Below are 14,670 nucleotides of genomic sequence, written 5' to 3'. Positions count from 1 at the left end.
GGGGCCAGCTGTAAGCTGTAAGCTGAAAGCTTTAAGCTGGCTGTGCTGAATTCAAACGCTGATACCGGCGCTACTCGGTGTGTTCTTCTTGCCGCTTGAAGCTTGCGGCTGCTCAATAGCGGCAAGCCGCTATTGAGCCTTGCGCACGCGCAGATACCATTCCGACAAGAGCCTGACCTGTTTCTCGGTATAGCCTCGCTCGATCATGCGACTGACGAAGTCGCCGTGTTTCTTCTGGTCCTCCTTGCTGGCCTTGGCATTGAAGCTGATGACCGGCAGCAGATCTTCGGTGTTGGAGAACATCTTCTTCTCGATCACCATGCGCAGCTTTTCATAGGACAGCCAGCTTGGGTTCTTGCCGTTGTTCTGCGCGCGTGCACGCAGCATGAAGTTGACGATCTCGTTGCGGAAATCCTTGGGATTGCTGATGCCCGCCGGTTTCTCGATTTTTTCCAGTTCCTCGTTCAGGGCCACGCGGTTGAGGATTTCTCCGGTGTCCGGGTCACGGTATTCCTGATCCTGAATCCAGAAATCCGCATACATGACATAGCGATCGAAAATGTTCTGCCCATACTCGCTGTAGGACTCCAGGTACGCGGTCTGGATTTCCTTGCCGATGAAGTCGACATAGCGTGGCGCCAGATATTCCTTGATAAAACGCAGGTAGCGCTCGCTGGTATCGGCCGGGAACTGCTCCTGCTCAATCTGCTGCTCAAGTACATAGAGCAGGTGCACCGGGTTGGCCGCCACCTCAGTGTTGTCGTAGTTGAAGACCTTGGACAGAATCTTGAAGGCAAAGCGCGTCGACAGGCCATTCATGCCTTCATCAACGCCAGCGCTGTCACGGTATTCCTGAATCGACTTGGCCTTGGGGTCGGTATCCTTGAGGTTCTCGCCGTCATAGATACGCATTTTCGAGTAGAGATTCGAGTTGTCCGGCTCCTTCAGGCGTGACAATGTGGTGAACTGGGCCAGCATCTTCAGCGTATCCGGAGCGCAGTGGGCGTTGGCCAGGGAACTGCTGGTCAGGAGTTTCTGATAGATCTGGATTTCATCACTGACGCGCAGGCAATAGGGCACCTTGACGATGTAGATGCGGTCAATGAAGGCTTCGTTGTTCTTGTTGTTGCGGAAGGTGTGCCACTCGGACTCGTTGGAGTGTGCCAGGATCACGCCGTTGAACGGTATGGCCCCCAGCCCCTCGGTGCTGTTGTAGTTGCCCTCCTGGGTGGCGGTCAGCAGCGGGTGCAGTACCTTGATCGGTGCCTTGAACATCTCGACAAATTCCATCAGCCCCTGGTTGGCGCGGCACAGGGCACCGGAATAGCTGTAGGCGTCCGGATCGTTCTGCGGAAACTCCTCGAGCTTGCGAATATCGACCTTGCCGACCAGCGCAGAAATATCCTGGTTGTTCTCGTCACCCGGCTCAGTCTTGGCGATTGCTGTCTGCTGCAGGATCGAGGGGTAGAGCTTGACCACCCTGAACTGGCTGATGTCGCCGTTGAACTCATGCAGGCGTTTGACCGCCCAGGGCGACATGATGCTGTTGATATAGCGCCGGGGGATACCGTAGTCCTCTTCGAGAATCGCACCGTCTTCTTCCGGGCTGAACAACCCCAGTGGTGACTCGAACACCGGTGAATCCTTGATCGCGTAGAAAGGCACCTGCTGCATCAGTGACTTGAGTTTTTCTGCCAGTGAGGACTTGCCGCCGCCGACCGGGCCGAGCAGATAGAGAATCTGTTTGCGTTCCTCCAACCCCTGGGCGGCATGCCGGAAGAAGGAGACGATATGCTCGATGGCATCCTCCATGCCGTGAAAGTCGGCAAAGGCCGGGTAGCGTTTGATCATCTTGTTGGAGAAGATCCGCGACAGGCGCGGGTTCATCGAGGTATCGATCAATTCGGGTTCGCCAATGGCCTTGAGCAGGCGTTCGGCGGCAGTGGCATAGGTCAGCGGATCGGCTTTGCAGAGGTCAAGGTATTCCTGCAGGCTGTACTCCTCCTGCCGGGTGGTTTCGAAACGGTTCTGAAAATGACTGAATATGCTCATGACTCGACCTCGCTTGCAGGGGTGAGGTCTGGCGCTTCCACATGCTCCAGGCTGGCAAAGGGTGATGGCATTTCCTGATGCAGAATCCCCCAAGACCACAAACAGCGGGCATGGTCGGGGAGTCTGTCGAATCGTCCGGACGGGCGCTCTGTTCCCCGTTCGGGATTCGGCAGGCTCCCCTGTTATAGGAAGACGGCAGACCGGCATTCACATTTATGATTGCCTCATCAACAGAATAGTTCTTTTGCGCGCGGACGAAAGCGGGATTTACATAAAAATTACATTGCCGGATGTGAGCTTGTCCGCTTTGCTGCGCCTCAGCCCAACACGTTCAGGCGTTGCGGATGATACTGCCGCCAGAGTTCAAATCCGCCGTCCAGGCTGTAGACCTCGGCAAAGCCGAGGCTGGCGAGGTAGGCCGCCGCAGGCTGACTGGAGTTGCCGTGGTAGCAACAGACGATCAGTGGCGTTTGCTTGTCGGCCTGGGCAACAAAGTCCGCCAGGCTGGCATTGTCGAGGTGAACGGCGCGGGTGATATGCCCCCTGGCAAAGCTGTCTGGATCGCGGATATCGACCAGTGCCGCACCGTTGTCGAGCAGCCCTGCGGCGGACTGCGGGTCAATATGTCGGAATTCGCTCATGCCATGTCTCCACAGTTGCACTGGATGCGCTCGCCGCTGTCCAGATCCATCAAGGTCATGCTGGCGCCCCAGACACAACCGCTGTCCAGCGCATGTACGCCGGGTATGTTGGTCGTGCCGCCCAGCGCCGCCCAATGACCAAACAGGATCTGTGTCTGCGGGTCGCGGCGCGGGAAGCTGAACCAGGGCGCATAGCCCTTGGGCGCGCTGCCTAGCCCTTCCTTGGATTTTAGATCAAGACTGCCGTCGGCTTTACAGAAGCGCATGCGGGTCAGGTAATTGGTGATCACACGCAGGCGGTCTGTGCCTTCCAATGACGGTTTCCAGCGAACCGGATCGTTGCCATACATCTCATCCAGAAACCACGGCAAGCGCTCGTCACAGCGCAGCACGCTTTCGACTTCCGCTGCGCGCTTGAGGGTCTGTGTCACCGTCCAGATCGGCGGTACCCCGGCGTGGGTCATGAGCATGCCGCGGCTTGCGTCCCAGTGTGCCAATGGGCGCTGACGCAGGTTGCCCAGCAAGCGTTGGCAATCGCTGGCCTTGAGAATCGGCAGCAGGGTATCGGATTTACGCAGGCGGGTCGCGTCCCGTGCGGCGGCAAGCAGGTGCAGATCATGGTTGCCGAGCACGGCAATACAGGCATTACCCAGGCTATCTAAAAAACGCAGGGTTTCCAGCGAGTCGGGACCGCGGTTGACCATGTCGCCGACTGACCAGAGCTGGTCGCGGGACGGGTTGAAGTCGACCTCTGCGAGCAGGCACTTGAGCGGTGCCAGGCAGCCTTGAATATCACCAACGGCATAGGTGGTCATCGGCTCATCGCTTAGTTCAGGGCGTTGGGCATGGCCAGTCGAAAACGCTGGATCTGCGCGTTGAAGCGGCTGCTGTCAGCCGCCAGCATGCCGTAATGCCCCTCCATGCTGCCGACCGGGGTATCGAGCAGACAGCCACTGCTGTAGGTATATTCAGCGCCCGGCTGAATCAGCGGTTGTTCACCGACCACACCGTCGCCGACCACTTCGCGAACCTTACCGTTACCGTCGGTGATCAGCCAGCGCCGGTCGATCAACTGAACAGCCTGGTTGCCATGGTTACGGATATGCACCGTGTAGGCAAAGGCAAAGCGTTGTGCGTCCGGGTCAGACTGTTCGCGCAGATAGCGCGTGATGACACCGACTTCGACAACATTGATGCTCTGGTTTCCCATGTGCTATTCCTGTTCTGAAGCGGCTTTTTGCCGTTTAAGGCAGTTGGCCAGGCGGACAAAGCCGGCCAGATCAACTTGCTCGGGCCGCAGCGTCGGATCCAGCCCTTCGGCTTCGATGCTCTCGGCACTCAGCAGTGGCTTGAGGGTGTTGCGCAGGGTCTTGCGGCGCTGGTTGAAGGCTTCACGCACGACCACTTCAAGTAAGGCCGGATCATCTGCCGGATGAGGCAGGGTGGCATGCGGGGTCAGTCGTACAATCGCCGAGTCAACCTTGGGCGCGGGGCTGAAGGACCCTGGGGCCACATCAAACAGGTGCTCTACCTGGCAGTGGTACTGCACCATGATGCCCAGACGGCCGTAATGGTTCATGCCGGCACCCGCCGCCAGGCGCTGCACGACTTCCTTCTGCAGCATGAAGTGCATATCGGCGACGCAGTCTGCCTGGCTGATCAGGTGAAACATCAAGGGCGTGGAAATGTTGTAGGGCAGGTTGCCGACAATGCGCAGCTTCTCGCCGTTCACCGCCAACTGGCGGAAATCAAACTTCAGGGCGTCGCCCTTGTGCAGGGTGAACAGCGGGCTGTGCCCGAAGCGCGACAGCAGCAGGGGATGCAAGTCATGGTCGAGCTCAACCACATCGAGTTGTGCGCCACTGCTCAGCAGGCCCTCGGTGATGGCGCCTTGTCCGGGGCCAATTTCAACTAGATGCTGGCCTTCGCGCGGGCTGACCGCACGCAGGATGCGATTGATCACGCCTGCGTCATGCAGGAAGTTCTGACCAAAGCGCTTGCGCGCCCGGTGGGGGGCAAAGTCACTCATGTCCGCGCTCCGGCGTTTATCATGCTGATGGCAGTGTCCAGCGCAACCCGCAGGCTGCCGGGGTCGGCACGACCCGTGCCGGCCAGATCCAAGGCGGTACCGTGATCGACCGAGGTACGAATGATCGGCAGACCCAGGGTGATGTTCACGGCGTTGCCAAAGCCCTTGTGCTTGAGCACGGGCAGGCCCTGGTCGTGATACATGGCCAGCACCGCGTCGGCCTGGTCAAGGTGTTTGGGGGTGAACAGCGTGTCGGCGGGCAGTGGCCCTTCCAGGTGCATACCTTGGGCGCGCAGTTGCTGCAGTACCGGAATAATCACGTCAATTTCTTCGTGGCCCATATGACCGCCTTCACCGGCATGCGGGTTCAGGCCGCAGACCAGAATGCGTGGTGCAGGAATGCCGAACTTGTTCTGCAGGTCGGCATGCAGAATAGTCAGCACCTGCTCCAGAAGCGGCGCGCTGATGGCATCAGCCACCGCACGCAACGGCAGATGGGTGGTGGCTAGCGCCACGCGCAGCCCCGGGCAGGCCAGCATCATCACCACCAGCGGGGTCTGGGTCAGTTCGGCAAAGTACTCGGTATGTCCCGAGAAAGGCACGCCGGCGTCATTGATCACGCCCTTGTGCACGGGCGCGGTGACTACTGCGGCAAACTGTCCTTGCAGGCAACCGCTCCCGGCCAGACGCAAGCTTTCCAGGACATAGCCGGCATTGGCTGGGTTCAGCTCGCCGGTAATGCAGGGGGTAGCGAGGGGCAGGGACAGATAGCTCAGCTCGCCGGCAGCCTGTGGCTGGGGCGTGGACTGGGGGTCAAAGGGGGTAAGAGAAACCGTCAGCCCCAGCTGGCTGGCCCGGCTGCGTAGCAGCTCAGGATCGGCGATCACCACGCGCTGATGGGCGCAGGGCTGACTGGCCAGCATCAGACACAGGTCCGGGCCAATGCCCGCCGGCTCGCCGGCGGTCAAGGCGATAGCACGACAGGTCACTAGATCTTGATCTCGACATAGGCGTCGCCACGGATTTCCAGCAGCCAGGTCTGCAGTTCTTCGTCGAACTTGCGATTCTGCAGCAGGTTTCGCGCCTGTTGCTCACGCATTTCGGAGGTCATATCGACGGTGCGCTTATCCTGAACCTCAAGCACATGCCAGCCGAACTGGGACTGGAAGGGGCGGGAAACCTGGTTCATCGGTGAGCTCAGCATGACCTCACGGAACTCGGGCACCATGGCGTCGGGTGTGACCCAGTTCAGCGAGCCGCCATTCAGTGCAGAGCCCGGATCTTCCGACACGGCGCGGGCCAGGGTGGCGAAGGACTCGCCGTTGCCGATGCGCTCATAGATGCGTTGCATCAATTCTGCCGCTTCACCTTCGCTGCGGATTTCGCTGGGTTTGATCAGGATGTGACGGACCTGATACTCGTCGACCATCAGGCCATCACCGCCACGTTTGTCCTGCAGCTTGAGGATGTGGTATCCGGCAGGTGAGCGAATGGGGGCAGTCACCTCGCCTATCTCCAGCGCGGCAATGGCGTTGGCAAAAGGCCCCGGTAGTTGGGCACCTTTGCGCCAGCCGAGCTCGCCTCCCTCCAGCGCAGTATCGCCACCGGAGCGACTGACGGCCAGGGAAGTAAAGTCAGCGCCGTCACGTAGCTCGGTATAGATCTCCTGCGCCGTTCCAGCGATACGCGCAACCTGTTCCTGGGTGGCGGTGTCGGGCACCGGCAGGACAATCATCGCCAATTGGTAGTCGGCGGCTGTTTCTATGCGGCCGGCTTCGGAGTTAAGGAAGTTGCGCACCTCCTGTTCGCTGACCTGGATGCGTTCAGCTACCCGGCGCTGGCGCACCCGGTTGATGATCATCTCCTGGCGAATCTGCTCGCGGGCCTGGTTGTAACTGATACCGTCACGCTCAAGCGCGGCACGGAACTGCTCCAGGCTGACACCGTTACGCTCGGCCAGTTGCGCCATGGTCTGGTTCAGACTGGCATCATCAATGCGGATGCCGGCGCGATCACCCATCTGCAGCTGAATGCTTTCCACCACCAGACGATCCAGCACCTGCTCACGAAGTATGTTATCGGGCGGCAACTGGGTGCCACGCTCAACCAGCTGTTGACGCACGGCGGCCATGCGCTGCTCGACCTGACTGAGCATGACGACGTCGTTGTCGACGATGGCTGCAACGCGATCAAGCGGAACGACCTGGGCTTGCGCCATGCTGAAGAACAGGCCTGCACACAGGCCGAGTACTGCCGGGTATAACTTAGAAACCATTATTCTCTCGCTCTCTGTAACCAGGGATGCCTTCATCTAGAAGGCTTTCGACGCGGTTGCCGGTGACGTTACCCAGGCCTTTCAGGACAACCTGCAGGAATATGCCGGTGTTGCCGGTGTCGCGGGCAACGGATTCACGTTCGTTGTAATCCACCCAGTAGCGGTGGATAAAGCGCAGCTTCCAACAGCAGCTGTCATATTCCAGACCGCCAAAGGCCTCAAGGGTTCGATCCCCTTCAAAGTCGTGCTGCCAGCGACCGATCATGCTCCACTGCGGATTCAGCGGCCAGATCACCGACAGATCGGACTGGTCGATACGCTGGCTGTCACTCAGTGGGCTGCCACTCAGCGAGTCGAAGGTATTGATGTTGTTGCGGTAGCGGTAACCGGCATTGATGATCTTGCCAGGGGATGGCTGGTAATTGGCCATCAGGCTGCCCGCACCGTTGCTGTTGTCCTTGGGATCCCACAGCACATCACCACGCAAGCGCCAGGCATTGCTGACCCGGTACATGAACTCGGCGGCGTAGGCGGATGAGGAGTTGGTATTGTCTTCACGGTTCACGCCATTATCGTCGAGGAGTTGTACGCGGCGATCAGCAAAGTAGAACACCTGGCCCAGACTGGCCCGTGCGCGCTCGGTGCCGTTATTTTCAAAGGCCCGGGTGGTTACGCCCAGCGCCAACTGATTGGCATCACCGGTGCGGTCGTTGCCGCTGAAGCGGTCGTCGCGGAACAGCGCGTTATAGCTGAAGGTGTTCTCGTTGGTATCGAACAGCGGCTGATTGCTTTGATCCTCGTACGGCGCATTCAAGTAGAAAGCCCGTGGTTCAAGGGTCTGGCGCAGGCTGTTACCAAACCAGCTGGTTTCGCGGTCAAAGTACAGGCCAGCATCCAGGCTGGCGACCGGAATAGTGCTCGATGGGTTGGTGTCGGCGTTGTCGTAATCAAAGCCGTCACCGTTACGGGCATCAAAGTCCAGGTCATAGAACACGGACTGTACGCGCGCCGAGGGGGTAACAAAGGCCCAGCTGTTGCGCCAGGGATAGCTGATGGCCGGGCTCAGGCTGACGCGGTGGCCGGTGGCCCGCTGAAGTCCTCTCAGGCTTTCATCGCGCTTGGGCTCGATGACGCCGTCCTCAGTCTCGATGAAGCCGCTTTCCAGGTTGCGGTCGAAGTAGCTGTACTCGCCACGGTAGTCGATCTTGAAGCCGGAGTCGGCCAACCAGTGGCCGCCATCCAGACGCAGTTGCGGCAGGCGTTGATAGGGCGTCAGGGCGGTGACGGTAGCCAGCTCATAGGCATGCAGTGCTGCCTGCAGGCGCCAGCCATCGCCGCGGTAGGTCATGGCGGCACGCTGGTTGACGAAGGTATCGCCACGCGAGTCGAGCGAGCTGTTCAGGTCCTGAAAGAAAAACGGATCACTGATGTCGGTGTAGTCAACTTCACTCAACAGCCGGCCTGACAGGCCGCCGGTGTGCTCAAGGCCGTACAGCCAGCGATTGTCACCAGACTCGCTGTCATCCAGGAAACTGGCACGGGCGGTGCCCTCGTGGTCTGGTAGCAGGTAACGGAATTCGCCTTCCATCTGCAGACCGCGCTTGCTCATCAGACGCGGGTACAGTGTGGCGTCATAGTTCGGGGCCAGGTTGATGTAATAAGGCGTCACCAGCTCGGTGCCGTTGTCGGTCGAGTTGCTCAGCGTGGGGGGCAGCAGGCCGGTCTGGCGGCGATCATCCAGCGGAAAATACAGGTAGGGCGTGTAGAAGACCGGCACATCCTTGACCCGCAGAGTCACATGCTTGGCCTCACCCCAGCCGCGCTCGCGGTCCAGCTCGATATCATCGCTGTGCAGGGCCCAGGTATTCTGGCCTGGTTCGCAGGTGGTATAGGTGCCGTCAGTCATGACGATCACCGCATCATCGCGGCGCATCAATTTGGTTGCAGTGCCGCGTGCGCGGGCATCATGCACCACATAACTGACCTGGTCGATACGGGTTTCACCACTGTCTATCTGCATGCTGGCACGGTCGCCCGTCACCAGCACGCCCTGGTCACGCAGGCGGACGTTGCCCTCAAGTACGATCTGGTTGTTGTTCTGATCAAAGCTGGCACGGCTGGACTGAGCTTGCAGACGACCCTGGCGCAGCAGTACATCGCCCTCCAGGGTGCCGGTCTGGGTATCCTGCTCGAAACGACTGGCATCTGCCGAGGCATAGACAGGCAGATCGGCAAAGGGTGTTTCGTCGTCCCGGCCTTCACGCGGGGGCTCAATATAAGCGCCTGAGCAGTAGGGCGCGATGGCGGCCTGCTGCTCTGCGCTGAGCTGTTCGCGCGGTACCCAGTCCATTTCATGCAGGGCCGGCGCTACGCTGGTGCGTGGCGCGGCTGTGTTGGCCACCGGCTCAGCCGGCAGCGGCGGCACAACAGCAGCGGGGCGTGCTGGCCGCGGTGGCGTCATGGCTGGCGCGCCAATCGGCGCACAGCTCCAGCCTTGGCCGTCGCCGCTGGCGCGGCATTCAACCTGATTATTGGCATTACTGCTCATGGGCTGCGCAAGCAGCAGGCCACTAACCAGCAACATGGGAAATAGGGGGCGGAACGGAGGAGTGCGGTTGGCCATTATGTAATTATCCGGGCTTCCAGTCTGTGCGCGCGATGCTTGTATGAGGAGAATGCAATATGCATGCTGCCTGTGATCAGCAAGATAATGGATAATAAAGCATTGTAGGACGCCAGAGCCAGCGTCGACCGGAACAGGATGCGAATGATGGATGCAAGATTGACCTTGTTACAGGACTGGTTACCCGCCCATGTGCAGCAGGCGTATGCCCTGCAGGGCTGGGGAGAGGTGGGTCAGGGCAGTCTGGCAGCAGCCAGTGCCGATGCCAGTTTTCGTCGTTATTTCCGTTGGCAGGACGGTTCGCACAGCCTGATTGTCATGGATGCGCCCCCCGAACAGGAAGATTGTGGTCCCTTTGTGCGCATTGCCGGACTGTTAGCCGAGGCCGGTGTGCGTACGCCGCAAATTTTTGCGGCGGATCTGCAGCAGGGTTTTCTGTTGCTCGAAGACATGGGTGCCAGTACTTATCTGCAGAGTATCCGTGAGGGTGTCTCCACGACCCAGCTGGATGCCATGTTTGACGGTGCGATACGCAGCCTGATTCGCTGGCAGTTGAGTTCTCGACCGGATGTGCTGCCTGAATACGATCAGGCCATTCTGCTGCGCGAACTGCAGTTGTTTCCCGACTGGTACGTGGCCCGCCAACTGGGTCGCGATCTCAGCGCAGCTGAGCAGGCCGACTGGAGCGAACTGACTGATCTGCTGCTGACGCAGATTCAGGCCGAGCCAAAGGTCTTCGTACACCGGGACTATATGCCGCGCAACCTGATGACCGCTGAAGGTGAGCCGGGTGTGCTGGATTTTCAGGACGCCCTGTACGGCCCGCTGAGCTATGACGCCACCAGCCTGTTTGCTGATGCCTTCTATAGCTGGCCGGTTGATCAGCATCAGGCCTGGCTTGAGCGATATTGGACAGCAGCGCGGGAGGCGGGCTTGCCTGTACCGGATAGGCTGGCGGCGTTCCTCGGGCAGTCGCGATTGATGGGCGTGCAGCGTCATCTAAAGGTGCTGGGTATCTTTGCGCGCATTTGTCACCGTGATGGCAAGCCGCATTATCTGCAGGATGCACCGCGTTTTATCGGCTACCTGTGTCAGGCCTGCGCCGTGGATACCCGTCTGGCACCCCTTGAGCGACTGCTCGACAGTCTCGGGTTGCAGCAGTGAAGGCGATGATTCTGGCGGCCGGCAAGGGGGAGCGCATGCGCCCCCTGACCCTGCACTGCCCCAAGCCGTTGTTGCCGGTGGCAGACAAGCCGCTGATCCAATGGCATATCGAAGCATTGGCCGGCGCGGGCATCCACGACCTGGTAATCAACCACGCCTGGCTGGGTCATCAGTTGGAGGCGCACTTTACCTCTGGTGCTGAGCTGGGGGTGGCGATCAGCTGGTCGCCCGAGGGTGAACCCTTGGAGACCGGCGGGGGTATCTTTAACGCCTTGCCGCTTCTGGGTGATCAACCCTTTATTCTGGTGAATGGCGATATTTGGACTCGGTTTGATTTTGCCCGTCTCAGCTTGCCAACTGACATGCTGGCGCATCTGGTGCTGATCGATAACCCGCCGTTCAAGCAGCTGGGTGATTTCAGTCTGCATCAGGGGCGCATCGGCAATCCTCTGGAGGGGCAAGCGGCGCTGACGTACAGCGGTATCGCTGTACTCAGTCCTGCGTTGTTTGCCTACTGTCAGCCCGGTCGTTTTGCCCTGGCACCTTTGCTGCGTGATGCAGCAGAGCAAGGCAGGGTCAGCGGTGAGTACTTCAGTGGCAGCTGGATTGATGTCGGGACGCCTGAGCGTCTGGCACAGGCAGACCGCTTGGCACGGGAGCACTGATCCATGCTCTGGCCGGTGACCCTGGTGGGCATTCTGTTGGGCGGCGCCTTGGCGGCGGTGCCTGGTGCCATTCTCGGTGCCGTTCTCGGTCAGGCGCTGGATCGGCATTGGCGTCTGCAGCGCTGGTCTGATCTGCCCAAGCGGCTGGGGCAGATGGGTGGCCAGGTACAGAGCTTCGAGCAATTGCTGTTCCAGTGCATGGGGCGGTTGGCCAAGTCCGGCGGACGGGTGTTGCCGGCACACCTGCAATTGGCCCGCGACCTGATGCAGCAGTATCGGCTCGACGAACCTGCACGCCTGCAAGCCATGCACTGGTTCAATCAGGGCAAGACCTCGGATGTGCAGTTGAATCGAGCAGTGAAAGGCTATTTGCGCCGGGAGCCGGCACGGGCCGCGGAATTCATGGATTGTTGCTGGCGCATGGCGTTGGCCGATGGTGTGCTGTCAGCCCAGGAGCGCCATTTGCTGGATGAATGGTCGGGCTTTGCCGGTCTCGGGCGGGCCGAACAACAACGCATGCACCAGCGTCACCAGCGTGGTCATCAATCTGCCGGGCAGGGTACCAAGGCGCCGGTGCAGGCCCGTGACAGTCTCAAGGAGGCCGCGGCACTGCTCGGCGTGGAGCCGAACGACAGCCCGGAACAGATCAAACGTGCCTACCGTCGACAGTTGAGCCTGCATCATCCGGACAAGCTGATCGCACGGGGAGCGACTGCCCAGGCGCAGGATAACGCCGGGGAAAAAATACAGGCGATTCAGAATGCCTACGAACGCCTGCGCCGTCATCACGGGTTTCGCTGATCCCGAGGCAGGCGTTGCAGCCAACCTTCCAACCGTTTAATCAGCATCTGTTGGCCCAGCTCGGAGAAATCTGCCTGCGGCAAAATCAGCTGTTGATAGTCTGCCTGTCCAAGTCGTTGGGCCTGCAGTCGGTGATTCAGCGCCCGCTGGGTAGCCACATCAGATTGTTCGGAAAAGACTTCGTATACCGGCTCTGTCCATTGCGATAGCAAGCTTTGCAGGGATTGCTCAGCATTGGCCGGGCTGCGGGCATCGAACAGAATCAGTGCTACCGGTTTGTCCGTCGCCTGAATGGCCGCCTCCAGTGCCCAGTAGGCCCCTTCGCCACGGCCAACCAGGACCAGTCCCTCAGCCCCTTCGGCATCCAGAATCAGCCCGGCCGCATTGATGCGTTGCCGCGCGGCGGGCACACCGGTCTCGGTTGCCTGACTGACTGTGTCCTCTTCGGTATTCCCATCGATGACCGGGTCCGCCGCCGAGCTGTCCTCTGTCACCGCAGCGGATGGCAATGATTCTGGCAGGGCGATCGCCAGGGTATGCCAACCGGCTTCCGATAGTTGTCGCCGAGCCGGACCAATGAGTTGCGGCCAATCGGCATGCTCATTGCGGTCGGCAATCAGGACCACACCACCGAAGGGCTCGGGTCTGGCGCCGGGCATGAACAAGCCAAGGTAGCTCTGACCGTCGATATCCAGTTTGCGCAGCTGCTGGCCCGGTAACTGACGTTCCAGCCCTTGTTCCTGCATCTGGCTGCGCGACGGGTTGCCTGTGCTGCCGGTTTCTGCGGGCGTCTCGGCCAGCGCGGCAGCACTGCCAAGGCACAGGATACTGAGTAAAAGACGTGCTCGCATGGTCGCCTATCCTTGAATTGTCGTCAGAGTATAACAGGGCGGAATCGGCCTGCTTGAGGTAGACTAGGCGCCTCCCGTTTTCAGCCCATAGAGGTCCGCCATGTCCGATTACGCTATTGCCCCGTCGATTCTGTCCGCTGACTTTGCCCGTCTGGGTGAGGATGTCGATCGGGTGCTGGCCGCCGGTGCCGATATTGTGCACTTCGATGTCATGGACAACCATTATGTGCCCAACCTGACCATCGGGCCGATGGTCTGCAGTGCGCTGCGCAAGTATGGTGTAACCGCACCGATCGACGTACACCTGATGGTCAAGCCGGTTGATCGCCTGATTGGTGACTTCCTTGAGGCCGGGGCCAGCTACATCACTTTTCACCCTGAGGCCAGCGAGCATATTGACCGCTCCCTGCAACTGATTCGGGATGGCGGCGCCAAGGCCGGGCTGGTATTCAACCCGGCGACCTCGCTGGATGCCCTCAAGTATGTGATGGACAAGGTCGACATGATCCTGCTGATGAGCGTCAACCCCGGCTTCGGTGGTCAGGCCTTCATTCCCGGCACCCTCGACAAACTGCGTGAGGCACGTGCGCTGATCGACGCCAGCGGTCGCACTATCCGTCTGGAAGTGGATGGCGGCGTCAGCGAAAAGAACATCCGCTCCATTGCCGAAGCGGGCGCCGACACCTTCGTTGCCGGTTCGGCGATCTTTAATAAACCGGACTACAAGGCGGTGATCGATACCATGCGCAGCGAGTTGGCCCAGGTCGGCCGCTGAGCGTGGACCTGCTCAGCAGGCTGTTCGACGGAGACTGGCCACGGCTGGTGATCTTTGATCTGGACGGCACCCTGCTGGATTCGGTTCCGGATCTGGCGGCCGCCGTGGACAGCACCTTGCTGGCCATGGGGCGCCCCGCAGCGGGTGTTGAGCGGGTACGTGACTGGGTCGGTAATGGCGCGGCGGTGTTGCTGCGCCGGGCGCTGGCCGGGTCAACCGAGCATGCGGCGGTGGACGATGCGCTGGCCGCCGAAGCGCTGCAGCATTTCCTGGTAGCCTATGCCGGAGAACACCGCCTGAGCCGTGTTTATCCCGGTGTCATTGATCTCTTGCAAGCGTTGCGAGCGCGCGGTGTGCTGCTGGCGCTGGCAACCAACAAGCCCATGCGTTTCGTTGATGCCCTGCTGGCGGAAAAGCAGCTTGATGGCTATTTCAACTGGTGTCTGGGTGGCGACAGCCTGCCGCAACAGAAACCTGATCCGGCGCCGCTGAACTGGATCATGTCGGCTGCCACCGTTCCACCGCGCGCCACCCTGTTTATCGGCGATTCACGCAATGATATCCAGGCCGCGCGTGCGGCTGGGGTAAAAGTGGTCGCGGTCAGCTATGGCTACAACCACGGCCGCCCGGTAGCGCTGGAAAACCCGGATTTGCTGGTTGATTCACTGGACGCGCTCATATAGTCTTTCAGCCTTGTTCAAGCCGTTAAGACGGATCAGCCGTGTTTGTCAGCAACCGCAAACTCATGAGAGTAATCAAGGCGCTAGCCCGCTGGCGTTGGCGCACCTGATATT

General features: G+C 60.1%; 14 protein-coding genes. 5 read left to right on the top strand and 9 right to left on the bottom strand.

Going from position 1 to position 14,670, the window contains the following annotated elements:
* Positions 1 to 129 precede the first annotated feature (129 nt).
* The 8 genes from AC27HQ_RS02035 to AC27HQ_RS02000 form a co-directional block, all read right to left on the bottom strand.
* Complete coding sequence (locus AC27HQ_RS02035; protein WP_487154147.1) at positions 130 to 2,052, bottom strand: PrkA family serine protein kinase; 1,923 nt, start codon at positions 2,050 to 2,052, stop codon at positions 130 to 132.
* Positions 2,053 to 2,369: 317 nt separating this feature from the next.
* Positions 2,370 to 2,693 (bottom strand): thiosulfate sulfurtransferase GlpE, encoded by a 324-nt coding sequence (gene glpE / locus AC27HQ_RS02030; RefSeq protein WP_487154146.1) that lies wholly within the window; start codon positions 2,691 to 2,693, stop codon positions 2,370 to 2,372.
* A complete protein-coding gene (locus AC27HQ_RS02025; RefSeq protein WP_487154145.1) occupies positions 2,690 to 3,508 on the bottom strand; it encodes a symmetrical bis(5'-nucleosyl)-tetraphosphatase in 819 nt (272 codons plus the stop codon). The genes glpE and AC27HQ_RS02025 overlap by 4 nt, the downstream gene beginning before the upstream one ends.
* 11 nt (positions 3,509 to 3,519) lie before the next feature.
* Entirely contained in the window at positions 3,520 to 3,903 is a 384-nt protein-coding gene (apaG, locus tag AC27HQ_RS02020) for a Co2+/Mg2+ efflux protein ApaG (RefSeq protein WP_487154144.1), read from the bottom strand.
* Between the two features lie 3 nt (positions 3,904 to 3,906).
* Entirely contained in the window at positions 3,907 to 4,722 is an 816-nt protein-coding gene (rsmA, locus tag AC27HQ_RS02015) for a 16S rRNA (adenine(1518)-N(6)/adenine(1519)-N(6))-dimethyltransferase RsmA (protein WP_487154143.1), read from the bottom strand.
* On the bottom strand, positions 4,719 to 5,711 hold the full coding sequence (pdxA, locus tag AC27HQ_RS02010) for a 4-hydroxythreonine-4-phosphate dehydrogenase PdxA (RefSeq protein ID WP_487154142.1): 993 nt from the start codon (positions 5,709 to 5,711) through the stop codon (positions 4,719 to 4,721). Before pdxA ends, rsmA begins: the two co-directional genes overlap by 4 nt.
* Positions 5,711 to 6,997: a peptidylprolyl isomerase gene (locus AC27HQ_RS02005; RefSeq protein WP_487154141.1), complete on the bottom strand. Its 1,287-nt coding sequence runs from the start codon at positions 6,995 to 6,997 to the stop codon at positions 5,711 to 5,713. The genes pdxA and AC27HQ_RS02005 overlap by 1 nt, the downstream gene beginning before the upstream one ends.
* On the bottom strand, positions 6,987 to 9,620 hold the full coding sequence (locus AC27HQ_RS02000; protein WP_487154140.1) for an LPS-assembly protein LptD: 2,634 nt from the start codon (positions 9,618 to 9,620) through the stop codon (positions 6,987 to 6,989). The genes AC27HQ_RS02005 and AC27HQ_RS02000 overlap by 11 nt, the downstream gene beginning before the upstream one ends.
* Before the next feature lie 138 nt (positions 9,621 to 9,758).
* Here AC27HQ_RS02000 and AC27HQ_RS01995 point away from each other — a divergent pair, with 138 nt between their 5' ends.
* From AC27HQ_RS01995 to djlA, 3 genes are read left to right on the top strand one after another with little or no spacing between them, the layout of a single operon-like run.
* Positions 9,759 to 10,784 carry an aminoglycoside phosphotransferase family protein gene (locus AC27HQ_RS01995; RefSeq protein ID WP_487154139.1) on the top strand — a complete coding sequence of 342 codons (1,026 nt, stop codon included), beginning with the start codon at positions 9,759 to 9,761 and terminating at the stop codon, positions 10,782 to 10,784.
* Entirely contained in the window at positions 10,781 to 11,449 is a 669-nt protein-coding gene (gene murU / locus AC27HQ_RS01990) for an N-acetylmuramate alpha-1-phosphate uridylyltransferase MurU (RefSeq protein ID WP_487154138.1), read from the top strand. The genes AC27HQ_RS01995 and murU overlap by 4 nt, the downstream gene beginning before the upstream one ends.
* Before the next feature lie 3 nt (positions 11,450 to 11,452).
* Entirely contained in the window at positions 11,453 to 12,250 is a 798-nt protein-coding gene (djlA, locus tag AC27HQ_RS01985) for a co-chaperone DjlA (RefSeq protein ID WP_487154137.1), read from the top strand.
* On the opposite strand, the gene AC27HQ_RS01980 is transcribed toward djlA, so the two are convergent.
* Positions 12,235 to 13,101 (bottom strand): DUF3530 family protein, encoded by an 867-nt coding sequence (locus tag AC27HQ_RS01980; RefSeq protein WP_487154136.1) that lies wholly within the window; start codon positions 13,099 to 13,101, stop codon positions 12,235 to 12,237. The genes djlA and AC27HQ_RS01980 overlap by 16 nt on opposite strands.
* Positions 13,102 to 13,201: 100 nt before the next feature.
* Here AC27HQ_RS01980 and rpe point away from each other — a divergent pair, with 100 nt between their 5' ends.
* Together rpe and AC27HQ_RS01970 are read left to right on the top strand one after the other, a co-directional pair.
* Positions 13,202 to 13,876, top strand: coding sequence for a ribulose-phosphate 3-epimerase (gene rpe, locus AC27HQ_RS01975; RefSeq protein WP_487154135.1), 675 nt, complete (start codon positions 13,202 to 13,204; stop codon positions 13,874 to 13,876).
* A 2-nt stretch (positions 13,877 to 13,878) separates the two neighbouring features.
* Positions 13,879 to 14,559, top strand: a complete 681-nt coding sequence (locus AC27HQ_RS01970; protein ID WP_487154134.1) for a phosphoglycolate phosphatase — start codon at positions 13,879 to 13,881, stop codon at positions 14,557 to 14,559.
* Positions 14,560 to 14,670: the final 111 nt, after the last annotated feature.

The sequence above is a fragment of the Halopseudomonas sp. 4NH20-0008 genome (assembly GCF_057548395.1).
Note: the sequence above shows the minus strand (reverse complement) of the source record. Positions and strands in the feature narration are given on the sequence as shown.